28 protein-coding genes and 1 tRNA gene are annotated in these 23,853 nt (G+C 43.7%); 16 read left to right on the top strand and 13 right to left on the bottom strand.

Translation table 11 applies throughout. From position 1 onward, the window contains the following. Nucleotide 1: 1 nt before the first annotated feature. On the bottom strand, nt 2-1,054 hold the full coding sequence (locus THEPK_RS00485; protein WP_042696966.1) for a M20/M25/M40 family metallo-hydrolase: 1,053 nt from the start codon (nt 1,052-1,054) through the stop codon (nt 2-4). A 178-nt stretch (nt 1,055-1,232) separates the two neighbouring features. On the opposite strand from THEPK_RS00485, the gene THEPK_RS00480 reads away from it, so the two are divergent. Genes THEPK_RS00480 through THEPK_RS00465 form a run of 4 tightly spaced genes read left to right on the top strand, consistent with a single transcriptional unit; the run spans nt 1,233 to nt 3,281 of the window. Beyond that, nucleotides 1,233-1,922 carry an MBL fold metallo-hydrolase gene (locus THEPK_RS00480; protein WP_042696964.1) on the top strand — a complete coding sequence of 230 codons (690 nt, stop codon included), beginning with the start codon at nt 1,233-1,235 and terminating at the stop codon, nt 1,920-1,922. Further along, on the top strand, nt 1,919-2,182 hold the full coding sequence (locus tag THEPK_RS00475) for a DUF504 domain-containing protein (protein ID WP_042696961.1): 264 nt from the start codon (nt 1,919-1,921) through the stop codon (nt 2,180-2,182). Before THEPK_RS00480 ends, THEPK_RS00475 begins: the two co-directional genes overlap by 4 nt. Before the next feature lie 44 nt (nt 2,183-2,226). Further along, on the top strand, nt 2,227-2,988 hold the full coding sequence (locus THEPK_RS00470; RefSeq protein WP_042696958.1) for a YchF/TatD family DNA exonuclease: 762 nt from the start codon (nt 2,227-2,229) through the stop codon (nt 2,986-2,988). 5 nt (nt 2,989-2,993) lie between these two features. Continuing rightward, nucleotides 2,994-3,281, top strand: coding sequence for a DUF3216 domain-containing protein (locus tag THEPK_RS00465; protein WP_042696955.1), 288 nt, complete (start codon nt 2,994-2,996; stop codon nt 3,279-3,281). A 96-nt stretch (nt 3,282-3,377) separates the two neighbouring features. Here the strand turns inward: THEPK_RS00465 and THEPK_RS00460 are convergent, their stop codons facing one another. Further along, nucleotides 3,378-4,892 (bottom strand): dihydropteroate synthase-like protein, encoded by a 1,515-nt coding sequence (locus tag THEPK_RS00460; protein WP_042697307.1) that lies wholly within the window; start codon nt 4,890-4,892, stop codon nt 3,378-3,380. Nucleotides 4,893-4,976: 84 nt separating this feature from the next. Here THEPK_RS00460 and THEPK_RS00455 point away from each other — a divergent pair, with 84 nt between their 5' ends. Together THEPK_RS00455 and THEPK_RS00450 are read left to right on the top strand one after the other, a co-directional pair. After that, a complete protein-coding gene (locus THEPK_RS00455; RefSeq protein WP_042696952.1) occupies nt 4,977-5,738 on the top strand; it encodes an ABC transporter ATP-binding protein in 762 nt (253 codons plus the stop codon). Nucleotides 5,739-5,746: 8 nt separating this feature from the next. Beyond that, nucleotides 5,747-7,225, top strand: a complete 1,479-nt coding sequence (locus THEPK_RS00450) for a hypothetical protein (RefSeq protein WP_042696950.1) — start codon at nt 5,747-5,749, stop codon at nt 7,223-7,225. On the opposite strand, the gene THEPK_RS00445 is transcribed toward THEPK_RS00450, so the two are convergent. Genes THEPK_RS00445 through THEPK_RS00435 form a run of 3 tightly spaced genes read right to left on the bottom strand, consistent with a single transcriptional unit; the run spans nt 7,215 to nt 8,976 of the window. Continuing rightward, nucleotides 7,215-7,568, bottom strand: coding sequence for an Mth938-like domain-containing protein (locus THEPK_RS00445; protein WP_042696948.1), 354 nt, complete (start codon nt 7,566-7,568; stop codon nt 7,215-7,217). The two genes, THEPK_RS00450 and THEPK_RS00445, sit on opposite strands and share 11 nt — an antisense overlap. Nucleotides 7,569-7,573: 5 nt before the next feature. After that, a complete protein-coding gene (locus tag THEPK_RS00440) occupies nt 7,574-8,086 on the bottom strand; it encodes an NUDIX domain-containing protein (protein ID WP_042696945.1) in 513 nt (170 codons plus the stop codon). 35 nt (nt 8,087-8,121) lie between these two features. After that, nucleotides 8,122-8,976 carry a PfkB family carbohydrate kinase gene (locus THEPK_RS00435; protein ID WP_042696942.1) on the bottom strand — a complete coding sequence of 285 codons (855 nt, stop codon included), beginning with the start codon at nt 8,974-8,976 and terminating at the stop codon, nt 8,122-8,124. A 46-nt stretch (nt 8,977-9,022) separates the two neighbouring features. On the opposite strand from THEPK_RS00435, the gene dapA reads away from it, so the two are divergent. The 4 genes from dapA to THEPK_RS00415 all read left to right on the top strand — a co-directional run bounded on the left by dapA (nt 9,023) and on the right by THEPK_RS00415 (nt 12,727). Continuing rightward, nucleotides 9,023-9,904, top strand: a complete 882-nt coding sequence (gene dapA / locus THEPK_RS00430; protein WP_232194495.1) for a 4-hydroxy-tetrahydrodipicolinate synthase — start codon at nt 9,023-9,025, stop codon at nt 9,902-9,904. Nucleotides 9,905-9,982: 78 nt separating this feature from the next. After that, nucleotides 9,983-10,207: a HypC/HybG/HupF family hydrogenase formation chaperone gene (locus tag THEPK_RS00425; protein ID WP_042696936.1), complete on the top strand. Its 225-nt coding sequence runs from the start codon at nt 9,983-9,985 to the stop codon at nt 10,205-10,207. 2 nt (nt 10,208-10,209) lie between these two features. Further along, on the top strand, nt 10,210-11,319 hold the full coding sequence (gene hypD / locus THEPK_RS00420; RefSeq protein WP_042696934.1) for a hydrogenase formation protein HypD: 1,110 nt from the start codon (nt 10,210-10,212) through the stop codon (nt 11,317-11,319). A 214-nt stretch (nt 11,320-11,533) separates the two neighbouring features. After that, on the top strand, nt 11,534-12,727 hold the full coding sequence (locus tag THEPK_RS00415; RefSeq protein ID WP_042696931.1) for a pyridoxal phosphate-dependent aminotransferase: 1,194 nt from the start codon (nt 11,534-11,536) through the stop codon (nt 12,725-12,727). Between the two features lie 13 nt (nt 12,728-12,740). Here THEPK_RS00415 and THEPK_RS00410 read toward each other — a convergent pair whose 3' ends face one another. Both THEPK_RS00410 and THEPK_RS00405 read right to left on the bottom strand, forming a co-directional pair. After that, nucleotides 12,741-12,944 (bottom strand): MoaD/ThiS family protein, encoded by a 204-nt coding sequence (locus tag THEPK_RS00410; protein WP_042696928.1) that lies wholly within the window; start codon nt 12,942-12,944, stop codon nt 12,741-12,743. Nucleotides 12,945-13,203: 259 nt separating this feature from the next. Further along, nucleotides 13,204-13,281 (bottom strand) — tRNA-Arg (locus THEPK_RS00405). 116 nt (nt 13,282-13,397) lie between these two features. On the opposite strand from THEPK_RS00405, the gene THEPK_RS00400 reads away from it, so the two are divergent. Beyond that, nucleotides 13,398-13,841, top strand: coding sequence for an Lrp/AsnC family transcriptional regulator (locus THEPK_RS00400; RefSeq protein ID WP_042696926.1), 444 nt, complete (start codon nt 13,398-13,400; stop codon nt 13,839-13,841). Here the strand turns inward: THEPK_RS00400 and THEPK_RS00395 are convergent. From THEPK_RS00395 to THEPK_RS00370, 6 genes are all read right to left on the bottom strand, one after another. After that, nucleotides 13,830-14,174 (bottom strand): hypothetical protein, encoded by a 345-nt coding sequence (locus tag THEPK_RS00395; protein ID WP_042696923.1) that lies wholly within the window; start codon nt 14,172-14,174, stop codon nt 13,830-13,832. The two genes, THEPK_RS00400 and THEPK_RS00395, sit on opposite strands and share 12 nt — an antisense overlap. Nucleotides 14,175-14,202: 28 nt before the next feature. Further along, nucleotides 14,203-14,916: a phosphoribosyltransferase family protein gene (locus THEPK_RS00390; protein ID WP_042696920.1), complete on the bottom strand. Its 714-nt coding sequence runs from the start codon at nt 14,914-14,916 to the stop codon at nt 14,203-14,205. 65 nt (nt 14,917-14,981) lie between these two features. Then, the gene (locus THEPK_RS00385) at nt 14,982-15,503 is read right to left on the bottom strand and encodes a YkgJ family cysteine cluster protein (RefSeq protein ID WP_042696918.1); all 522 of its coding nucleotides are present in this window, start codon (nt 15,501-15,503) and stop codon (nt 14,982-14,984) included. A 12-nt stretch (nt 15,504-15,515) separates the two neighbouring features. Then, nucleotides 15,516-15,755: an Lrp/AsnC family transcriptional regulator gene (locus tag THEPK_RS00380; RefSeq protein ID WP_042696915.1), complete on the bottom strand. Its 240-nt coding sequence runs from the start codon at nt 15,753-15,755 to the stop codon at nt 15,516-15,518. Next, nucleotides 15,752-17,098: a signal recognition particle protein Srp54 gene (locus tag THEPK_RS00375; protein ID WP_042696912.1), complete on the bottom strand. Its 1,347-nt coding sequence runs from the start codon at nt 17,096-17,098 to the stop codon at nt 15,752-15,754. Before THEPK_RS00375 ends, THEPK_RS00380 begins: the two co-directional genes overlap by 4 nt. A 376-nt stretch (nt 17,099-17,474) precedes the next feature. Next, nucleotides 17,475-18,758: an MFS transporter gene (locus THEPK_RS00370; RefSeq protein ID WP_042696909.1), complete on the bottom strand. Its 1,284-nt coding sequence runs from the start codon at nt 18,756-18,758 to the stop codon at nt 17,475-17,477. A gap of 67 nt (nt 18,759-18,825) precedes the next feature. On the opposite strand from THEPK_RS00370, the gene THEPK_RS00365 reads away from it, so the two are divergent. From THEPK_RS00365 to THEPK_RS12365, 5 genes are all read left to right on the top strand, one after another. Further along, nucleotides 18,826-19,671, top strand: a complete 846-nt coding sequence (locus THEPK_RS00365; protein WP_042696907.1) for a damage-control phosphatase — start codon at nt 18,826-18,828, stop codon at nt 19,669-19,671. Nucleotides 19,672-19,753: 82 nt separating this feature from the next. Next, nucleotides 19,754-19,963, top strand: a complete 210-nt coding sequence (locus THEPK_RS00360; protein ID WP_042696904.1) for a hypothetical protein — start codon at nt 19,754-19,756, stop codon at nt 19,961-19,963. Nucleotides 19,964-20,069: 106 nt separating this feature from the next. After that, complete coding sequence (locus THEPK_RS00355; protein ID WP_042696902.1) at nt 20,070-21,116, top strand: tetratricopeptide repeat protein; 1,047 nt, start codon at nt 20,070-20,072, stop codon at nt 21,114-21,116. A gap of 39 nt (nt 21,117-21,155) precedes the next feature. Then, a complete protein-coding gene (mtnP, locus tag THEPK_RS00350) occupies nt 21,156-21,956 on the top strand; it encodes an S-methyl-5'-thioadenosine phosphorylase (RefSeq protein ID WP_042696899.1) in 801 nt (266 codons plus the stop codon). A 195-nt stretch (nt 21,957-22,151) separates the two neighbouring features. Beyond that, nucleotides 22,152-23,804: an outer membrane protein assembly factor BamB family protein gene (locus THEPK_RS12365; RefSeq protein WP_156882082.1), complete on the top strand. Its 1,653-nt coding sequence runs from the start codon at nt 22,152-22,154 to the stop codon at nt 23,802-23,804. The last annotated feature ends 49 nt before the right edge of the window (nt 23,805-23,853 follow it).

Genomic DNA, 23,853 nt, shown 5'->3' with positions numbered 1-23,853 from the left:
CTCAGCTCCTCCCGTAGATCTCGTTGACCTTCCTCAAAAACTCGCTTGCCTTGACCACGTCTCTGACATCTATTCTTTCGCCCTTTGTGTGGGAAATGTCGAGGTTTCCGGGGCCGAAAACAATCGTCTTTGTTCCGTTGTACATGAAGTTAATGGCATCCGTCCAGCTTCTCATTCCTCCGAAGTCTTCCAGATCAACTTCTTCCATGGCTTTTTTAGCCAGCTGCACTATCTCTTCGCTCTCATCAAGCTCATAGCCATCCCATATTTCCGTGTACTCATACCGGAGGGTGTATTCGTCCAGGATGGGTTCCATTAAGTCCAGAACGTCCTCAACTTCCTGGTCAGGCAAGAGCCTCGCTTCAAACCTTCCCTTGCAGAGGGCTGGAATTAGGTAGTAGGGGTTCTCACATATCAGCTCCTGCAGCCCTATGTAGGCATCGAAGTACTTTCCCTTCTGCTTGAAGGGTTCAAGGGCCTTGAGCTCTTCTATCATCTTGTAAGCCTGGTCTATGGCGTTTATCCCGCTTTCAGGGCATGCTCCATGAGCTTCTTTACCATCAACTTCGAAGTAAGCCTCTATGTTTCCTGCATGAGCTATGTGCACTTCAAGGTCTGTTGGCTCTATTACTATTGCCATCTTTGGTTTGTAGCGCTCCATAAACAGGGCAGATCCCATTCCTCCTTTTTCTTCGTCGCTCACGAATACAACTCCGACGTTGAGGTCTTGCTTATCCCTCTTGAGGCTCTCAAGCATTAGGAGAACGCTTGCCAGTCCGCCTTTAACATCACTAGCTCCCGTACCGTAGACGATATTTCCCCTGACAAAAGGCTCGGCTCTTACGTCTATCGTGTCCATGTGAACTTCAAAGAAGAGCTCAGCCTCGGGGTTTACAACGAGGTCGATTACCTTTCCATCGCTCTCTATGTGAACATCATAGTCCAATCTGTGGAGGAACTCCATTATGTGCAATGCAAGACGATCTTCCTGCCCTGATGGTGATGGAATCTTCAAAAGCTCGACCAAAATTTCCTTTGCTCTCTCAGCTTTCATTTGGTTCACCTAAATAAAAGTTGGTACTTTGGCTTAATAAATACTGTGGAAAGGAAAACTTTATTTGCCAACCAGATAATCAAGTCTCAGGCGATGAAGAGATTCATCCCTCCTGACGGGACTTGCTCCCCCGAGATGAAGAGGCGGTCCCCCCTCGAGCCTTTTTGAGGTGATTACAATGATTCCCATAGAAATCCCACCAAACACGGTAATGTTCAAGGGGATAGGGTATGATTCAAACATCTATTTGTTTCGAGATCGGAGAGAGGGCTTGATAGTTGATACTGGCACAGGGGTTTACTGGCACAGGTATTTTGAGGTGTTTGATAGGGAAGGCTACCTTGAGGGTTTAGAAAGAGTCACGATTCTAAATACGCATGAGCACTTTGACCATGTTGGAGGAAATAGAAAGTTTAAGGAGCTTTTGGAGGAGAGAGATATTGAAGTTTTCTTTGCTGCCCACACTCTCACAGCGGAGGCTATTGAAAAGGGAAACGACTACATTATTCTCTCATACGCCTATGGAAGACGGTTTATGCCGCATAGTGTTGATATAAGGCTTGATGATGGAAGCGTTTTGAAGGTCGGAAGTAAGGGGCTTAAAGTCATCTATACACCCGGTCATACTGCAGGAAGCCTCTGTCTATATGAGCCAGAAGAAAAAGTCCTTTTTACAGGGGATACCGTATTTAAAGGCACGGTCGGAAGGACGGATTTGCCCACGGGGAGCTTTGAAGAATTGGTAAGAAGCCTGAAGAAGCTGGAAGCACTGGACGTTTACATCGCTTTGCCGGGGCATGGAGGGCTTATAAAAAACTGGAAGGAGAACTTTGAAATAATTAAAAACGTTTTGGGGGCTTTTGAGTGAGAAAGGGCTTCGTCAAGGAGGTTCTCTCCAAAATTAAATATGACCCGAGAGAGAATGAGGATGATTACTACCTAGTTATTGAGCATAGGGGCGCGTATGGAAATGTTAAGAAAATCCCAGTTAAGCTCATAGAGCTTGGTCACGGCTATTTTTTCATTGAAGACACCCAGATTCCATACCATAGAATCCTGGCTGTCGTTAGAAAAGACGGAAAGGTTGTCTGGAAGAAGAGTGGACTCGGGGATGATGTGAGATTTTGAGCTTAGGAGCTTGAGGATGAAGCTCAAATAAAGGGGGTGCCGAAATGATAGACGCTCATGCTCATGTGGAGATGTTCAAGAAGGAAATCCCTGCAATCGTTGAAGAAAGCCAAAAACACCTTGACGCTATAGTGGATTCCATAACCGAGTACCGGAAATTCCATGTATGGAAAAGCTGGGAGCTCCTAAAGCCGTATTTTGGCTTCATATTCCCAACTCTGGGCTTTGCCCCAAACGAAGCGAGAAGGGGCAACTGGGAGAAGGTCAGGAGGGTTGAGGGGTTTATAATGGAGCATGGGGATGAAATCGTTGCCGTTGGTGAGATTGGGCTTGACTACCACTATGCCGAAACAGAAGAAGAGCGAAAGAACCAGCGTGAAATATTCAGCCATTTCCTTGAGCTTGCTACCGAGCTTGGCAAACCGGTTGTTCTTCACGCGAGGGATGCTGAAAGAGAAGTTTATGAGGCAGTTCAGAGGAGAGGTCTCCATGGCTACTTCCACTCCTATACCGGAGATGTTGAAACAGCTAAAGAGATCGCTGAGAACGGGCATTTCATAGGTATAAGCACCGGAGTGGCTTTCATTCCTGAAGTGAGGGAGGTCGTAAAGGCTTTGGACGTTGAGAACATTCTCGTTGAGACCGATGCCCCCTACATGAGTCCTTTCAAGGGCGAAAGAAATAAACCGTATTATGTGAAGTTCGCCATTGAGGAAATAGCTAAAATAAAGGACATGCCGGTTGAGGAGGTAGAGAGAATAACTCATAAAAACGCTGTTAGGTTCTTTAAGCTGAATCTGAGGTGATTCCTATGGAGGAAGTTGAGAAGGTTAAGGCGTTATGCAGGGAGCTCGGAGAGGAACATCTTGTTAGGGCAGTGGATTCATTTGTATCCCTTCAGAAGGAGCTCTCGAGCAAAAAAGGGGAAGACTTCATAAACATCGCCATACTGGGATTTATTGAGGGGATTCTCGTAAGTCTCTCAAGAAAGTACGAAGACGAAAAAATAGGTGAGCTTTTGGAGGAAGTTAGGGCAAAACGGGCGGAGCTGGAAGAGAAATTTAAGAAGCCAAGAGTTCCACTCTTTGAAAATCCCTAATCAGCCCTGGCTGTACTCCTCATAGCCGCGGGCTCGGGATAGGCTTTCATCACCCTCGTCTCTGAATTCTGGCAATTCTATTTTAATGCTTTTTCCTCAGTAGAAATCCTTGAAGAGCTCGTCCTCTTGCAGGTAGCTTCGCCTCAGTTTGAGGGCAGTTTTTGCCCTTTCTAGCTCTCTTCCGAGATAAAAAGCGTGTCTGGGTGAAATTTCGAAATGTTCTAAGATTGTGTCAATTATTGCGTTTGGTTCTTCTCCAACCACTGTTAGGAGCTGTTTAGTGCCCTTGTGGGCTATCGCCCATATCTTATCGTCCTTGAGGAAAATCCTGAAGTAGATATCCTCAAGCTTCACGCCTTTTTCCTCGGCATTTACGATTGGGGATTTCACGGTATAGGTAACTCCCTTGCTTCTTTTTTCCTTTAAGAGTAATAGGTCAAAGCCAAGGTCTTTGGGAACCTCAAAGATCATCATGTCCAAAGCCATTCTTAGCTCCTTGACGCTTCCTCTGCACTTAGGACTCACCTCTGTAGTGAGGAGGAGTGAAATGTTCAGTTCCTTCGCAACTCCTGCCAATAGGGCGTTAATCCCTACGCTGTCTGCGTCTATCATCTCCACAACGTTTCCGACCCCAGCTAAGAGAACATCTTTCTCGTGCCTTTCTCTGTAGAGCTGGAAGGCTGAGATGGAGCGGGCTAAGTGAGGAACATGCTCAAGAATCAAATCCGGAATAACCCTCTTATACCCTAGGGAAAGCGCTTTTTCTTTGAGCTGCTCTAAGAATTCAACTCTCTCTCGGGGATTGGTTGGGAAATAGCCTTTTTTCTGATTTGTCGGGATCAAAACGACGGGCTTTTCAGTCACCATAGCTTCTAGGTTGCTTTCATCAACGCTTAAAAATAAGTCCGCGAAGTCGAGGGCTTTTTCAAGTTCTCTTGGGTTTAGGGAATCGAAGCTTATCGGAACCGTATAACCGGAGTTTTTTAGGGCTTCTCTAAGCTCTGGAATGCTCTCGATGAAGTCGAGGTTTTCTTCTCCGCTGACCATTCCTATATCAACTATATCGGCTCCGCTCTTAATATAGTAGACAGCCTTATTGAAAAGCTCTTCAAAGCTGAGCTTTGGGGCATCTACGATTTCGGCTATTATTCTCTGCGGAAAGTCAAGTCCGACGGGCAGATTTCCTATAAGGAAGTTATAAGGCCTCTTGAGGGCTTTTTCAATGTATTTTTTGTTTTTTGCCTTGTTTTTAATGTCCTCGACTTTCTTGAGGGCATCTATCTCAAATAGGTCATCAGCGGGAATTTCTTTGCTCAACTTGAACCCATTTTTGAGTGCTTGAAGGACTTGAGGTAAGTCATAGGCATTTCTTGGACCTTTAAACGTCGGAATTCCAATGGCATCTTCTATCTCCTGTGCCGACCCTTTCACGAGTCCGGGGATTAGTATGAGATCGTAATCCTTTATGTGGGCTTTTTTTAAGCAGTTTACAATCATTTTCGGCGTTAGAAAAGCAGCCACACTAACCGGACATACGACCACATCGCACCCTTTTCCATACTTCCTAACCAGAGGCTCCGCAAGGATTCCCGTGACGAGTAAGATTTTCATGTTATCATTTTTGCATTTCATGGTTATAAATCTCTCTCAAAAGGTTTATTAGAGCAGGGGTTCTCAATTAATCGAGGCAGTTCCATGATCGTGGTGAAAAATCTCACTAAGAAGTTTGGCGAGAAAACAGTGCTCAACGGGATAAGCTTTAGGGTTAATGATGGTGAGATTTATGGACTTCTGGGTCCTAATGGAAGTGGAAAATCGACTACAATGAAGATTCTGGTTGGTATACTCAAACCGACTTCTGGAAGTGTAACTATAGAGGGCATTGACCCTTTAAGAGACCCCACAAAGGTGAAAGAAGTTGTAGGGTTTGTACCCGAAACCCCTGTTCTGTATGAAAGCTTAACACCAGAAGAGTTCTTTAACTTTGTTGGGGGTGTTAGGGGTATTGCCAAAGAAAAGCTGGAAGAGAGGGTTAACTATCTCGTCAAGGCCTTTGGAATCGGGGAGTACCTCCATCAGTTTATTGGGACGTTAAGCTTTGGTACGCAGCAGAAGATTTCCCTTATCTCTGCCCTACTCCACGACCCACAAGTTCTTGTTCTTGATGAGGCCATGAACGGCCTTGATCCTAAAAGTGCCCGGATATTAAGGGAGCTTTTGCTCGAATTCAGGGAAGAGGGGAGAAGCATAGTATTTTCCACTCACGTGCTGCCTCTGGCAGAGATGATATGTGACAGGATTGGGCTTATCTACCGGGGAGAGCTTATTGTGGAGGGTACAATGGAGGAGTTAAAAGAGAAAGCTCATGAAGAAAACTTGGAAGATATTTTCCTCAAGCTGACAGAGAGCAAAGGGGAAGTGGAAAATATTTTGCAGGCCCTAAAAGGTGCGCTGTAGGTGATTCTATGCTTAGAATTCTTTATCGCGAGCTTCATTATCAGATAGCAAAGAGGAACCCTCTGATAGCAAATGATGAGAAACAGTTCCAAAAGACAATTAAAAATGCTATGGACATTAAACGGGGCATTGGAGTTCAGGTACTTGGTTTCCTTCCATTTGGCTTGTTGATGGCGTCTACTTTTGCTTTTACCGATGAAAAGTTAGTTATTTCCTCTCTCATGGTCTCCCTCGCACTGATACCATTCGTATTCGCGATGTACGTTACCGCAGTACAGACTTCCTACATTCTTTCGGTGGGCTTATTTGAGCCTTTAAAGCTTCTTCCAATAAAAATGGGCTCCAGATATCTCAGCGGTCTTTTGCTTCTTGAAATTTCTCCATCTCTTGCCACAGTCCTCCCAAGTGCGCTCTTTCTTATGCTGAAGTACCCTTTACCGGGGATTCTCTCATTCCTCTGGCTACTGCTGGGGTTATTTTTGGGACACGCGCTTGGATTGCTTTTGGTTAACTTTTTCTCTCTCAGGATACATCAAAGGGCAGGAAGAGGGCATTTTTTGAAGAGCTTTGCCCGGGTCGTGATGTTCCTGCTCTTCATAGGCATGTTTATGATGATGAATTACCTTCAATCCTACATAAGAGAGCATTCTGGAGAAGTTGCCGCGATAGTGAAAAAGTACTTTGTTGCTTATCCTTTTGCGGTCTCTTCTATCTTTGAGCCTCTGAGAAGTATGGCGCTTTTTCTTGCATATTTGGGTATTTTTGGGTTTGTGTATTATCAAACCCTCAAAGAAGTATGGAAAAAGATCCTCGAACCCCCTGTGGTTTCGGAAAGGCGCATAATCTCGAAGTTTAGGGCGTCGCCAAAGGGCAAAATCTTAGCGCTGGTTTTAAAAGATTTTAAAATATTCGTTAGAAAACCGGCGATGCTTGTTGCCTTTCTCTTTCCTGTCTACATAATTTTTCCGACACTTGTGTCTGTCTTTCAGTGGGGGGAAGTGGAGGTGGAAGAACTCTTACCTGTGCTCTTTGTGATTGGCCTGTTTTCCGTTCCGGGCGCTGATGCAGTTCTCAAAGTCGAAGGAAAGAATCTAGATTTTCTCAGGGCCCTTCCCATAAAAAAGAAAGACTTCGTCATTGCAAAAGTTGTATCAATGGCCCTTATTCCGACCTTCTTAGGGCTTTCCTTAGTTAGTCTTGGAGCTTTTTATAACCCGGCGGCTTTTGTTTTATTGCCCTACGCTCTTTTCCTTCCGTTTATAGCCTCTTCCATAACGATGCTTTATTTTTTCAGGTATAAGGGAGAAGAGATAGGCATTCCTGAGCTTAGGTGGCCGCATATAGTCCTTATGTTCATAATCGTGGGTATAGTTTTTGGTGTCATTGCTCTTCCGATTTTTGTAGGCGCTAATGTAATTGAAAGCGAACTGATAGCCCTTGTGACGTCTTTAACTCTGGCATTCCTCCTTGGAAGGCTCAGCAGGTGATGTGGAATATTCCGAGGGCTTTTTTCTTTTCCTTAAGCTCGTTGAAGACTTTTGCCGCCTCAGGAGTGGGCTTTTCGATTACTTCTTTTCCCTCTATTAGCTTCTTGCTTTCAGGGAGGAGTGAAAGCATTCCATAGATACCCGTTCCAACGACGAGAACTTCGAAGTCTTCTTTTAAGTATTCCTTCAGCTCCCCCGGATCGAGCTTGTGGCTTGTTCCATGTTTTTCTTTTGAAATCCACTTTTTGCGCCTTTCAACTTTTCCCGAGGGGTAGATAACGATGTCGTGAGAGTATTCTTTTTCATTCACGCTTATTCTCCCAAACCCAACTTTGTCTATCATTCTAATCACCTAAAAACACGGAATGCATCTTCTATAATCCTCTCGTGGTCAAAGGCAAGCTTTAGTTTCAATACCTCATCAAGAGTGAAGGCTCTTGCCTCGCTCGCATCGTCTCCTCCTTTCAGCTTTCCCTTTCCTTTGGCTAAGAACGCTATTGTAACCGTATGCCCCCTCGGGTCTCTCTTCGGATCGCTGTAAACACCTATAAGGTCTAAAAGCTCGATATCCAGCCCGGTTTCCTCCTTTGCTTCCCTTATGGCAGCATCTTCTACTCTCTCCCCATACTCTACAAATCCTCCTGGCAGTGCCCAGTAGCCCTTATATGGCTCATTGCGCCTCTTTATGAGCACTATCCCGTCTTTGTGTAGTATTACGAGGTCTACGGTTAAGCCTATGCACCTATGAAGCTCGGCCTTAACCTCGGGATATTTGCTTTGTATGAGCTTTTCTATATCTTCCTTGATTGGATTTATGTTGTATCCCTTGGGGGCTTTTAGGAGGAGGATGTATCGCTCCATACAATCACCTCGGTCAAGTCCCTTATCATCACCCCTCAGCGTGCTGACGTTTCCTCATCGGTATTTAATTTTTCTACCTTTACGAATTTAGTCTTTTCCATGGCTTCAGCAATGGGGAAGTCAATTGTTCGTCTTTCTAAAAATGTTGCTGTAAAGGCATTCGCCCTCTTTAGGGCTTGAATGAAGGGGCATTCCCTGTAGAAATATGCAAAGCTTGCCAGGAAAACGTCTCCAGCTCCTGTGGGCTCCTTTGCATCTATTTTGAGGGGGTAATAGATGTACTTCTCTCCCTTATGGTAAGCTACTCCACTTTCGGAACCGTTTGAGACCAAAAGAACCTCAAGATCATTCGGGTTTAGGTTTTTCACGTGTTGGAACTCATTGACGTCTGCATGAATAACATGTGCATTTTTTAAAAACTCTCCGTTTATCTCTTTTAACCCAACCCTGCCGTTTTTAAAATCTCTAATAAACCCTTGAATATCCACGGCAACTTCATTGGCTTTTACAAGCTCTAAGGCATTTGGAGGAATCTCATTTGCAACGGGATTGAACAGTATTATGTCAAACTTTTCTCGGGGGATTTCATCAAGGGTGAAGGGATCGGCCTTGGAGAGGAGCTTAAGCTGTCTGTTCTCTTCGTCTAGATAGAGGAGTTCATAGGCTGTGCTTTTCTCTGAGGGAATTATTATCGTTGATATTCCGTAAGATTCGAGCTCTTCAAGCCACTCAACTGGAAAGTCCTTTCCGATTTTAGTCAAAACAACAACTTCGCAGAACTTTGAGAGTGCAAGGGATGAATAATATGCCCCGCCGCCGATTCTCTCGGTTTTCCTTCCATCTTTTACTATGGTGTCGTGGGTTAAATGTCCAACCACCAGACATCTCATTTCTCTCACCGCAAGGTTTAATTAGGTAAAGCCCCCTTTTAAATTGATGCCTATGTTTGAAGGAGTTTTTGTCCCCCATATAACCCCATTTGATGATGAAGAAGAAATAAATGAAGAAATGCTGCGCGATCTCGTCCATTACTTTGCAGATGCTGGTTTAAACGGCTTAGTAACTTTGGGGAGCAATGGAGAGTTCCCTTATTTGAGCTTTGAGGAGAAGCTTAGGGTTCTTAAGATTGTGCGAGACGAGTCTCCAGTTCCAGTTATAGCCGGCGTTGCCGAGAACTCTACCAAGGAAACTATAAGGCTTGCGAAAGAAGCTTGGGATATAGGGGTGGATGCTCTCTTGATAGCTCCGCCATATTATTTCAAGCCTGACAAAAGGGAACTTTTCGCTCATTATTCCAGAATTGCCTACGAGGTAGAGGCTCCAATCTTGCTCTACAATGTTCCAAAGTTTACCACAATCAACATAGATCTGGATGTAGTCGAGAAGCTTGTGGAGGAGCACTCCAACATCGTTGGGATAAAGGACTCAAGCGGGTCAATAGGAAGAATAGCAGAGCTTGTAAGAAGGGTAGGAGATAAGATAAATATTCTAGCCGGAACAGCCGATGTTATGTATCCTTCGTGGATGTTGGGGGCACATGGGGCTGTTGTTGCGGTTGCAAACGTCGCACCGAGACTTTGCGTTGAGCTTTACAACACATTTCTTGAGAAAAGGTATGAAAGGGCAAGAAAGCTCCAGCTCATGATAAACTACCTCAATGAAGTTGTTGTCAAGAAATACAACCAGATAAGTGCGATAAAAGAGGCTATGAGGATGCTCGGCTTTGAAGTGGGTTATCCGAGGATGCCGGCTTTGCCCCTTGATGAAAAGGCTCTAGAAGACATAGAACGGGCTTTGATTGAGATAGGCCTCTTATGATACACAACTTTGTGAACAACCTATGGTTTAAAAAAGAATTAAAAACTCCCTTCTGTAGTTTTGATTAGGTGGAGGAAAATGTGTTTAGCAATGCCCGCTAAGGTAGTTGAAATTAAGGATAACGTTGCAATAGTTGATTTTGGCGGAGTTAGGAGAGAAGCCCGTATAGACTTTGTGAAGGACGTTAAAGTTGGTGATTATGTTATAGTTCACACGGGATTTGCCATTGAAAAACTGGACGAAAAAGCTGCCCTTGAGAGCTTAAAAGCTTGGGAAGAGGTCATGAAAGCTATGGAGGAGTGAACATGGAACTTTCGATTTTTCAGGATAGAGAGTTGGCCCAAAAGATTCTCCAGGGTATAAGGCGGGAGGCGAAGAAAATAGGCAGAGAAGTAAAGCTAATGCACGTCTGTGGTACCCATGAAGACACAGTAACGCGAAGTGGAATAAGGTCTCTCCTTCCCGAAAACGTTAAAGTCATGAGCGGTCCTGGATGTCCTGTCTGCATAACCCCCGCAGAAGACATTGCGGCAATGATGGAGATAATGCGGAAGGCGAGAGAAGAAGGAGAGGAGATAATCCTTACAACTTTTGGAGACATGTATAAAATCCCCACAGCAGTGGGAAGCTTTGCCGACTTGAAGAGCGAGGGGTTTGATGTCAGAATTGTTTATTCGATTTACGATTCCTATAAGATAGCACTCAAAGAGAAAGACAAACTCGTGGTTCACTTCTCTCCGGGGTTTGAAACAACCACCGCTCCAGCCGCGGGCATACTAAGAGAAGCAATCGAGAAGGGAATAGACAACTTCAAAATATACTCAGTTCACCGCTTAACTCCTCCAGCAGTTGAGGCGTTAATTAAACAAGGGACGGTTTTTGATGGGCTTATAGACCCTGGACACGTTTCGACAATAATCGGCGTGAAAGGATGGGAGTACATAACAAAAGAATATGGAGTCCCGCAAGTGGTTGCAGGGTTTGAGCCCGTTGATTTTCTCATGGGAATATTCATGCTCCTGAGGATGATAAGAAAGGGAGAGGTAAAAATAGAAAACCAGTACACGAGGGTTGTAAAGTACGAAGGAAACGTTGAAGCCCAAAAAGCGATAGAGTCCCTTTTTGATATAGTTGACGCGAAGTGGAGAGCTCTAGGAGTAATACCAAAGAGCGGCTTAGAACTCAAAGAAGAGTACAAGGACTATGAAGTAAGAACCTTTTACAAGGTCAAACCCCCAGAGCTGCCCGAGCTGGAGAAGGGATGTATATGCGGGGCAGTGCTTAGGGGACTGGCGTTGCCAACGCAATGTCCCCTCTTTGGAAAGAAGTGTACCCCAAGAAACCCGGTTGGGCCGTGTATGGTCTCCTATGAAGGAACCTGCCAGATATTCTACAAATACGGGGCGCTCTTTTGATTTTGCAATTTTTATTTCCGATATTGCCTAGGGTTAGAAAAGGGCTCGGAGGGTGTTCACGTCATCACTTCTCAGCATGCTTGCTAATCGTCATCGCCTGAAGTAGCTACGCTTTCTCTCTTTTAAAGCTATCTCCAAAACGTGAAACCTTATGTTAGGAAAAATTTTTATGCTTGTAAAACAACATTTCTCTGATTTATACGGAGGTGTTGTTATGGTTAAAGCGTCAAAAAGAGCGATGAGTATTGAGTATGCCATTAGGGACGTTGTTCTGCCTGCAAGGGAGCTTGAAAAGCAGGGAATAAAAATCATCAAGCTCAACATCGGTGATCCCGTGAAGTTTGACTTTCAGCCCCCAGAGCACATGAAGAAAGCTTATTGCGAAGCAATAATGGAAGGTAACAACTATTACAGTGACAGTGAGGGAGAAAGAGAGCTCAGGGAAGCTATCGTGGAGAGGGAAAAGAAAAAGAACGGCGTGGACATTACTCCAGAGGATGTCCAGGTTACAGCTGCCGTTACCGAGGCCCTGCAGTTTGTCTTCGGGGCACTCATCGAGGGGGGAGAAGAGATATTAATCCCCGGACCAAGCTACCCGCCATACGTTGGGCTTGTAAAGTTCTATGGCGGTGTCCCCAAGGCTTACAGAACAATTGAAGAAGAGGGCTGGCAGCCTGATGTAGATGACATGAGGAAAAAGATAACCGAAAAAACGAAAGCAATAGTTGTTATAAACCCAAACAACCCCACTGGAGCCCTCTATGGAAAGAAGACCCTTCAGGAGATAATAGACCTCGCCGGTGAGTATGGTCTGCCAGTAATAAGCGATGAGATTTACGACCTTATGACTTATGAAGGAAAGCACGTTTCTCCGGGCTCGTTAACAAAGGATGTGCCCGTAATAGTCATGAACGGTCTCTCAAAGGTTTACTTTGCGACGGGATGGAGATTGGGCTATATGTACTTCGTGGATCCAGAGAATAAGCTTGCTGAAGTTAGGGAAGCCATAGGGAAGCTCGCGAGGTTGAGGCTCTGTCCAAACACTCCGGCCCAAAAAGCGGCAATCGCTGGCCTTAGGGGCCCAATGGATTATCTCGAGGAATACATGGCAAAGCTGAAAGAGAGAAGAGACTACATCTACAAGCGCCTTAATGAGATGCCCGGAATAAGCACCCAGAAGCCCCAGGGAGCGTTCTACATATTCCCCAAGATTGAGGAAGGTCCATGGAAGAGCGACAAAGAGTTCGTCCTTGACGTCCTCCACAACGCCCATGTGCTCTTTGTCCACGGCTCTGGCTTTGGCGAAGGTGGCGAAATGCACTTCCGTTCAATATTCTTAGCTCCGGTTCCAGTGTTAGAAGAAGCCATGGACAACCTGGAGAAGTTTATGAAAGAAAGGCTTGGATGACCTTTCTTCTTTTTTACCCTCCTGAGACAACTGGAATTACTTCGACGTAGTCGTTGTCGTTAATCGGATCATCTTCCAAAGCAACTTTTCCGTTTACCTTCGCTATTGCGCTTTCCGTGTTGAATCCAACAGCTTTGAGAACGTCTTTGACTTTCATTCCCTTCTGATACTCCAGCTCTCTCTCGATTTTTCTTCCGATTACCCTCACTTTGATCATGAGCATCACCGGAGAAGAATTCCTGTGTGGGTTTTTAACTTTGTCGAAAAACTCTTTAAGTTTCTGAAGGATATATAAACGTCGATGATGGTCGAGGCCCGGCACTGAAGGGTGATGAAGGCCATCACACCTGAGACAAACTCTATACTGCTCTTATAACTTTTTCTCTTTTCTGAGAACAGCACTTTCAACAGTTTTTGTAATTTCAATAGGAGTTCTTGATAATAGCATCAGAAAGTTCCAGAACAGAGCAAATTTATGGCGGACCGGCGGGGATTTGAACCCCGGACCCTCGGCTTAGGAGGCCGATGCCCTATCCTGGCTAGGCTACCGGTCCACTCCCGTTTCTTATCGCCCATTTTTGGCTTATAAATCTTTTGTTAAACAAAACTATTTAACATCGATCAAAGGGTATTTAAGTTATGTTTCAGACTCCCTTTTGGTGTGTGTAGCATGATAGATGAACTGGATAGAAAAATAATCTCCATTCTTCAGGAGGATGCTCGGCTATCCTATAGGGAAATAGCGAAAAAACTGGGGGTTGCCGTAGGAACTGTGTACAACAGAATAAAGAAGCTTGAAGAAGAAGGAGTTATCAGAGGATTTGCTCCAAAGCTGGATTACGCTAAACTTGGCTATGACCTTACGGCAGTAATCGGTGTTAAAGCTCAAGGGAGGAGGATAATTGATATTGAAAATGAGATAGCAAAGGATCCCCACGTTGTCTGTGTCTACGATGTCACAGGGGAATATGACATAATAGTAATTGCAAAATTTAAGGGAAGAGAAGACATGAACATGTTTGTCAAGAAGCTTTTGAGAATAGATGGGGTGGAAAAGACACACACGCATGTTGCGATGGACATAGTAAAGGAGGACTTAACGTTAGAGGTCTAAAAAATTCCTTGCGAATCTCTTCGCCAGACTTTCCAGAGTCTCAGCGGGCAACTTTACTTCTTTTCCATTCACTGTGCCTTCGAATATCAAGGGGGCTGGATTTAGAGTTTCTATGACCCGAAACTCCTCGTTTTCGTTTAGTGTCTCCTTCAGGACTTTTCGGTATTCTTGAGGGTTTACAATCTTTATAACACCGTGCAGCTCTAGTCTCTCCCCACATTCCTTCTCACTGCAGATAAAGTGAAACTCTTCTCCAAGCCGTGCCTCCACCATTATACTCTTTCCGGCCACATTGTATATCATAAACCTGTCTTCATTTTCTAAATTTTCCATCCTAACTCCTCCAAATAAATAATAAAGGTCAAAGCCTTACCATAACATCCACGGGGATGTTGTATTCTTCCCTTATCCGGTCTATTGAATTGCCGGCACTTATAAGGAAGAACATCCCCACAGGCGTTGCATTTGCTTGCTTGCACATCTCTATGAGGGCTCTCTGTGTCTCTCCACTCCTCACAACGTCGTCAACTATCAGAACCCTCTCTCCCTTTTTAATGGCCCATGAAGGAAGGTACAGCGTCATAACGCTTCCTGAGGAGCTTGACACATAATTTACTTCGTAAAACTTCTCTACTCCGACTTCTTTCTTCTTCTTTGCATAGACGACGTCAACTCCCAGCTCGTTTCCTATGTGGATTGCCAGAGGAATTCCATCTGTAGCTGCTGTTAGTATTTTGTCTATGTCCATGTCCATGTACTTTGAGGCAACGTTCTCTGCAACAAGGCTCATCAGATCCGTATCACTTAGAATTTTCAAGTTGTCAAACAGTCCATGCTTATCAAAGACTATCCTCCTCTTAACTTCCTCCTCGAGGTTTACGTATGGGGAGAGGACCTTTATTAGCTCTTTGGCACGCTGGGTGCTTGGAAGAACCTTCCCCCTTACGTATCTATTGAGCACAGTGATTGGAAGCCCGGTAATCCTTGAGAGCTCTTCATACGTGTAGTTCTTTTTTAGGAGTCTTAGTATCCTGATGACACGGAGTTTCTCTTTAACTGCCTCTATCTGGCTCAATCTCTCACCTCCCGCTGGTAAGATAATGTTGACAAGAAAATGTATAAATAGGTTTCGGTTTATAGCTAAATTGCAAGGTTTGCTGGTCTATTCGGATGGTTGAAGATTCCCATTTTCTGCCGATATTCAGATATTACCTCACCAAAGTACTTCATTACAAAATTCAAATCTATACGCTCCCCTTCTGGGTGATCAACGCCCTTGCAGAATGGATCCTTCTTTACGTATACTTCGATAACAGCTCCGTGTTTGATTAGAATGAATGGGTGGAGCTTACATGCCAACGGCCGTTTTGGGTAAATCTTGCACTTTCCGTCCTCTTCCAGAAAAACGCAGCCATCATCAAAGGGCCTCTTCCTGATACCATACCCTAAAAACTTGTCCCCTCTGTAGAACATTTTCTCATAATCTACGAACTCCCATGCATTGAACCCTAAATCTTCTATTCTTGTTATATCTTCGTCTCTGAGAGGTATCTCAAGGTTCATGCAGCAACTGGCACACTGGAGGCACTTAAATTTAAAAGAAGGGTCGCTTTCAACCTGCAGGGTTTCTAAATTTATTGTTGCAACCCATCTCTTCTCCACGGCTTTGTCACCTCAGCTCCCGTAGGAGCTTGCTATCAGTGTTTCAGTCATCTCTATCTCATTTATTTTTCTTAGAACCTCATCGTGGAATTTGTCCAGCTCTTTAATGTCATTAACTTCGACTCTTATGATTATGTCGTATTCCCCATAGACTTTGTAGGTCTCCTTCACTTGGGGTATATTCTTCAGCTTCTCATATACGAGGTCTTCATTTCCGGGTTTTACAATGATTAGAATAAACGCCTCAATCATATACCTAGCCCCCCGAAGTTAAACCTCTTGGCCATCTTGGCCAATTTTCTTTTGTCCATACCCTTAAAGAATTTTTTCATTTGGTTGTACTGGTTAAGCAGTTCCTTCACGTCTCTTGTACTCGTGCCGGAACCCCTTGCTATCCTCTTGATTCTTGAGTAGTTTATTATCTCGGGGTTTTCGAGCTCTTCTTCTGTCATAGAATCCATGATAACTTTGAATTTTTTCAGCCTTTCCTCGCTTACCTTAATCACCTCATCTGGAATAGAGTAGCCCATTCCCGGAATCATCTTCAGTATCTGCTGCAACGGCCCCATTTTTCTCATGGCCTCTAATTGGGCATACATGTCTTTGAGGTTAAACTTTCCTTTCAGGAACTTCTCAACGTCTTCTTCTTTAAATTCGGTCTCCTTGCTGAGTTCCTCAAACTTCTCCAGCAATCCTTGGATATCTCCTAACCCTAAGAGCCTTGAAACAAAACGTTTCGGGTCAAAGGGTTCCAGATCGTCTATTTTCTCACCAACACCGATGAACTTTATCGGGGCTCCGGTTGCTACAACGGCGGAAAGAGCACCTCCCCCTTTGGCCGAACCGTCGAGCTTTGTTACAATTATCGAGCCTATGGGAGTTGCCTCCTTAAAGGCCAGCGCCTGATTATACGCCTGCTGCCCAATAGTTCCATCGATTACGAGGATAACCTCGTGGGGCTTTATCGCCTCGCTTATCTGCTTCATTTCCTCTATGAGTCCTTTCTCTTCCTTGTGCCTTCCTGCGGAGTCCACTATGATAATATCAACGCCCTTCTTTTTGAAGTACTCCACTCCATCTTTGGCAAGCTTCACGGCATCTTTTTCTTCGGGATTTCCAAAAACCTCAATACCGTAAGGCTCCACCAGCTGCTTTAGCTGGAAATAAGCACCAGGGCGCCAGGTATCTGAACATACCAAGCCAACCTTATATCCATGCTTTTGGAAATACCTCGCAAGCTTTGCTATGCTTGTTGTTTTTCCTGATCCTTGAATACCAACGGTTAGGAGAACAGTCGGCTTTTCTTTTATTTCTATTGGCTTTGCTTCTTTTCCCAGGAAGTTTGTCAGCTCTTCATAAACTATCTTAATTATGTGCTCCTTTTTAGAAACTCCAGCCGGCGGCTTTTCTTCCAGGGCTCTCTTCTCAATTTTTTTGGTAAGATCGAGAACCAGACGTACATTAACGTCACTCGTAAGTAGGGCTCTCTGAATGTCTCTAACTACCTCTCTCACAAGAGCTTCATCAACAGTACTTGCACGCGCAAGCTTTCTTAAGGCGTTATTGAGTGACTGACCGAGCTTGTCTAATACCATTTTTCTCCACCATATGAAAAAGCTGTCCTTAGGTTTATAATCCTTAGCTCTACAATTTATGTATTTATGAGTTCATTTAGGAAAAGAAATCCTTTGAGAGTTGCTTTAATAGTTCACATATGTACATTAAACTTTGAAAACGATCACCTGGCTCCTTTTCAAGGAGTTTTGCATTTTACTGCTCATCCATAGCTAAAAAAGGGCTGAAAATGTTTTTAAAGGAAATTAATTTAGTAATATTCGAGCGAGAACTTAAAAAAGAAAGGAGGTGAGAGAAATGGACATACTACTGTGGCTTTATGATTATCTTTACACAAAGGAGCTCGAAAAAAGAAAAAGAAGGCCAATAGTTGAGGAGCTTGCATTCCTTGAGCAGTTATACTAGTTCCTCTCCTTTAGTTTCTTTTCCGAGGACAAGGACATCCAAAGCTCCCATAATTGAGATCACGGCCATTATAAGCACTGCTGCTCCTGCAGTTGAGGTTTCCATAATTTTCCCGGCCAATATTGGGGCCAATCCCCCTCCGATTCTTCCCATTGCTCCTGCCCATCCTGTTCCCGTTCCTCTGACTTCTGTTGGATAAAGTTCGGGAGTGTAGGCGTATATAGCTCCCCATGCTCCAAGATTGAAAAAGCTGAAGAGAATCGCGCTTGTGAGTATCATATTAACGTTTCCTGAGCTTGCATAGTGGTAGAACATGACTCCCGCTAAGCCAGATAGCAACAAATAAGTGGAGAGCGTTTTCTTCCTTCCTATTTTTTCGAGAAGATAAGCTGCGCTCCAGTATCCCGGTAACTGGGCTGTGGCGGTTATTAGAAAGTACTGAAAGCTCTTAAAGACGGTTATATTCAAAGTTGTTGCCAGAAACTTTGGAAGCCATATGAAGAAGCCGTAGTAAGCGAAGGCTATGCTGAACCATGCAATTGACAGCATTAGCGTTATTCTGCCATATTTTGTCCAGAGCTCGATTATCGTTATCTTTACTTGCTTACCCTCTTGCACCTTGATTTCCGCTTTTCTACCGAATATCCGCTCTACAATCCTATTAGCCTCTTCGGTTTTTCCTTTAAGGGCCAAAAACCTCGGGGACTCCGGAATCCAGAGTATTATCGGGAGCAACAGCAATACACTTCCTCCAAACAGGAGAATGCTTCTCCAGCTGGCTTTTAAGAGGATTGCAACTATTCCTACTATTATGGTACCAATCGCCCAGAAACTTTCTAATATAGATATCATTGCACCTCTAACTTTTGCAGGCATGAATTCGGCAAAGTAGGAGCTTGCAACCGGTAAAGCTCCTCCCAGTCCAAGCCCTACTATAAACCTGAGGACTATGAGCTGATTTAAGCTATTGGCAAAGCTACTTGCGATGCTTCCCAATCCAAACAGCGAAACTGCAATGGTTAGGGCTTTTTTCCTTCCTATATAATCGGCAACTGTTCCGAAGAACCATGCTCCGAAGAGCATCCCCCATAATGCCGCGGACCCCATGGCTCCGAGCTTGCTTAAGCTACCCTGAAATGCAGGTTCTTTGCTTAACAAAGGAATTACAAAGCTTACAGAGAGAGTATTTACTGCTATAAATGCCCATACCGTTCCGAGAATTGCTAGGAGGATATAATGAAATCTTCCAAATTTTGCCTTGTCTATGACCTCCATGATCATCACCGAACAAATGTTCGGTTAACGCTTTTTAAACCTATTGCGAACCTTGAGGGGGGTAGGTATGAAGATACACTACGAATGTTTTACCTGTATCGCAAATCAGTGCCAGAGGATAATTGAAATGAGCACCGAAGATCTAGCAAAAAGAAAGAAAGCTGCTGTTTTCAGCGCAAAACTTATGGGGAAGTTTGAAGAAGACTCAATACCCGCTATAGTTTCCAGCAAAATATTTTTTGATCTCTATGCGTTCCTTAGAGTTCAGGACCCATTTAAAGCCTACAAAGAGACCTCCAATAGGTTAGCGGAGAGAGTTCTAAATGATATTGAGAAAATCATAAAAATTGACCTTAAAACGGCGTTAAAGCTTGCGATAGTAGGCAACGTAATCGACTTTGCCGTTGGATACTCGCCAGAAAAGATTGAAGAAGATATAATGAGGCTCATTAAAGAAGACCTCTACATAGACCGCTCTGAAGAGCTCTTTGAAAAACTTGGAAACGCCAAGGTCTTGCTGTACCTTACCGACAACTGCGGGGAGATATACTTTGACAGGCTATTCTTGAGAAAGGTTCAAGAAGCTTTTCCTCACCTGAAAATCTACATTGCCGGAAAGGAAGCTCCGATAATAAACGATGCCACAGTAGAAGATTTAAAAGCGGCTAAACTCGATGAAATCGGGACGATAATTTCAACGGGTTCTAGGATTGTGGGTGTTCCATTTGGAGAGGTCTCAGAAGAATTTATGGAGATTTTTGAAAAAGCCGACGTCATTATTGCAAAAGGACAGGGGAACTTTGAGACCCTCAGTGAAATTAACGATAAGCGCGTCTTTTATCTTCTGAAGGCGAAGTGCCGCCCGGTAGCAAGGGAATTGGGGGTTCCTCACGGAAGCATGGTGTGCATATAGACATCTGACGATACTATCCTTGACAAGCATCGATTAGAAAGGCTTTTATACTTTGAAGTTGTATAATATAGTGGTGATGTCTATGTCAACGATAATTAAAAAGGATTTAAAGAAGTTCATGAAAGAACTAAAACTTCATTACGACGATGTCTGGCGCGTTCCTTCAAGCGAGTACCTTAAGAAGCCTGATTTTGTTGTAGTGGATCCTAAAACTGGCAAAAAAATGAAGGTTAGCTTCGTGTCATTAGATGATGGCGAGGTTGTTAGTGTAGTTTATGACGAACTTAGCTAGTTCGTTTTTTGACGAATTTCTTTCCGACTTTTGTTTTATGGCTGTAAAATAAAAATCGTCAAAACGGTTAAATATTTCTTTGTCCAATTTTCTATGATGAGGAACAATGAAAGATGCCGTGATTAATGATATTTTTGATCTCGTCGGGATAATAGCGGATCCAAAAATTAGGGCACTTACATACGCTAATATCGGAGTCGAACTTTTTCGCATGGGCAACAAAAAGTACAAAGATGCCTTTAGAAAAGCCCTAGAGACTGCAGAGGAAATTGAAGATGCTGCTGAACTTACTTTTCTGCTTATTCAAATTGCCACTTATTTGGGGGAAACAAACAAAGCCATTGCTATAGGAGTTTTTGACAGGGTTCTCGAACTAGTCGAGCGCATGCCTTCTAAAACACGGAATAGTGCGCTGGAAAAGATGGTAGAAGCTGCGTTAAAACTCAAGCTCTACGATTTAGCTGTTTCTTATGCGATGAAAATCAAAGACGATAAAGTGAGAAATAGCATGCTTATTCCAATCATCAAAGGATATCTGTCCGAAGGTCAGCTTGCTAAGGCAATTAAAGTCTCAAAAGAGTTGCTTGAAGAACCCTGGAGCTCAATGGCGAAATCAGAGATAATAAAATATCACATTAAGAGCGGAGAAATCACAAATGCCCTGGACATCTTTAACACGATCGAGGAAAACAGAGAGAGGTTCATCAGCGAGATTGTGGAAGAGCTTGTTGAGTCTCCCGAGCATGTTTCAAAGTTCTTTGAACTCCTGAGAGGGGAAGAATTAGTAATCGCTGCAAAGAAACTGCTGGACATTTTAATAAAATCTCCGACGAGAGAATACATCGAGCTGGTGGAGAGGATTGCGGAGAGAATACCTGATGAGAGCGTGCAGGTAAAGGTAGTGGCATTTTTAACAAGGGTCGGAGAAAAAGAAAATGCCCTAAAATATGCAAACAGAATGCAGAATGACTATTTACGCTCCTTGGCATTTGGAGAAATTGCTTTGGGTTACCTAAAGGAGAACGACCTGGATCGGGCCATAGAAACGGTAGAACACGTTAGAGATTTAAAATGGAACTCACGGCTTTTGGCGGAGATACTGATCAAGATTCTAAAACTTACAGCAGAAGGGGAATCCAAGCAGGGACATTAGCTTTAAATTCTTTTCTTCCAACTTTTTCCGGTGATGCTTGTGGTAAGGATAGCAATAATAGGTGGCTCTGGAGTTTACGATCCAAAGCTCTTGGAAAACATAAGAGAGAAAAGAGTTGAAACCCCCTATGGGGACATTAAGGTGAAAATTGGGACGTATAAGGGCGAAGAAATTGCGTTTTTGGCAAGGCACGGAGAAAAGCATAGCGTTCCACCGCACAAGATAAACTACCGCGCCAACATATGGGGGTTGCATGAGCTCGGCGTCGAGAGGATACTCGCAACTTCTGCAGTTGGATCCCTAAACGAAGCCATGAAGCCGGGGGATTTCGTTATACTTGACCAGCTCATTGATTTTACAAAAAACAGGGTTTATACTTTCTATGATGGAGAAGATTCACCCCATGAAAGGAAGTTCGTTGCTCATGTTGATTTCACTGACCCCTACTGTCCAGAGCTTAGAGATGCTTTAATAAGAGCAGCCAAAGAGTTAGGCTTCAGCTATCACCCGAGAGGGACTTACGCTGCAATGGAAGGGCCCAGATTTGAAACAAGGGCGGAGATTAGAGCGTTGAAAATCCTCGGTGCTGATGTGGTAGGGATGACCCAATCTCCTGAGGCAATCTTGGCAAGGGAGCTTGAGATGTGTTATGCGAGTGTTGCCATTGTGACCAACTATGCCGCTGGCATAAGCAAGACCAAGCTCACCCATTCGGAAGTTGTGGAACTCATGCAGCAAAAAAGCGAGGAAATTAAGCTCCTTTTAATGAAATCTGTGGAGTACATTCCAAAGATCAGGAGATGTGCGTGCAAAGACGCTTTAAAAGGTGCCACTGGGTGATTATCTTCTTCTATCTTTTCAACTTAAGTTTGCTTCTGGTAATTTCTTGGAAGGTATAACTTCTAAGTTATTATTTTGAAGATACACTGTTTCTATTCTCGGTGGAGGAATTTTTCTACTGCCCACACTAGAAATTTGTAAATATTGTCTTGGACAAAAACAAATGTTTTTATACCAATAACTCCATAAATATAAATGATATTATTAACATACTGCCGTCAGCTCTTTTCTTTGAGGTTGGTGGTGGTATTGTTAATAATGTCAGTCGAGATGATGGAGGGTCTCGAGATGAAGAAAACGCTGGAAAAATTGGGGGTCCCGTTCTTTTTGGTATTATTACTTGGGATGTTTTTTGGAATACCACAAGTGAGTGCGGCAACAGATTATGAGCTCCTCTGGCATAAGACCCATAATTTCTGGCTCTCTGAAGGCGTAGGGGGCATTGATGTTGCCTCAAATGGTGATATAGTAGTGGTGGGACATACGTACTTTTCTGCATTTTTCCAGAGGTTCTTGATCTTCAAAACTGACGAGAATGGCACTCTTAAGTGGAACCAAACATTAAATTACAGTCACATAGGTTATGCTGTTAAGGTTCTTTCGAATGGCGATATTATAGCAGCAGGATATGCATTTGGATTTCTTTCTCCAAGTCATCTAACAATATCCAGATTTGACAGTGAAGGCAACGAAAAATGGCATAGTGTATATTACGTGGGGTCCTCGGAGGTTATCTATGGAGCTGCCATCGCTTCCAATGGAGACGTTATAGTTGTAGGTAGTAAATACGGAGGGTCTTCAGAAGGTGGAGAAAACGGGAAGTACCTAGGAGATGGAGGAGAATCCCCTGGTAATGACGTATGGGCTCTTAGACTCAATGAAAATGCCACGGTAAAGTGGGAAAAGACCTTTGATGTGAACGGGGATGACGTGGCTCACGAAGTTTCGATTGCTTCAAACGGAGATCTTATAGTGGTGGGGGAATCAGGAAGCTATTATTCCAAGGATTTTTTGGTTCTAAGGCTTGATGAGAATGGTAACTTGATCTGGCAAAATACTTACAACAAAAACAGCTTAGATGTTGCCAATGCAGTTTCGACGGCTTCTAATGGAGACATTATAGTCGTTGGTCAAACTGGAGAAAGTGAAAATGCATTAGAAGATATTTGGATTGTCAGAGTATCTAGTAGCGGAACTCTAAAATGGGAAAAACAATTTGGGGGAGAATCAATGGACTTTGCCTATGCTGTAAGGGCTCTCTCCAACGGTGACATTGCAGTTGCGGGCTTCACTAAAAGCTTCGGTAAACCGGAAGGAGATGCATGGGTTCTAGTTTTGGATAGCTTGGGGAATGTGAAGTGGAATTACGCATACGATGAAGGTCATACAGAGGTTATCCACTCGATCGATATTGCGCCGAATGGTAATCTCATAGCAGCAGGATGGTCAGCGGGAGATTATGTGGATAGCATACTGTTGATGGCAATAAAACCACCCGGATCCGAATTTATCCCTATCAGAGAAAGAGAACCCCAAGAGAATCCCTATCTTTTAATTGCCCGTGTATGGACTGAGCGGTTCCTCATGTATCATGACATATTTGATGAGCTATATGAGAGGGCAGTTTCGCTGGGTGTTGATAACGAAACTTTAGAAACTTCGTTGGGGCTTCATAATAATGCCACCAGCTTAATTCTGGACGCCTGGAGGTGCAACACTCTAGAAGAGGTACTTAGAAAAATGAAATTCGGAATACCAAAACTCTACAGCATCAGGAGAGCACTTCTTATGGAACTAGAAGCAATAGAGCTTCTAAAGGATGCAATAACTGAGTTGCAGCCTCACTGATTCTTTTTTTATGTTTTTAGAAGTTTGGGTTTTGGTCATCAAAAGAACT

The organism is Thermococcus sp. PK, from assembly GCF_000430485.1.
GTDB classification, from domain to species: domain Archaea; phylum Methanobacteriota_B; class Thermococci; order Thermococcales; family Thermococcaceae; genus Thermococcus_A; species Thermococcus_A bergensis.
Note: the sequence above shows the minus strand (reverse complement) of the source record. Positions and strands in the feature narration are given on the sequence as shown.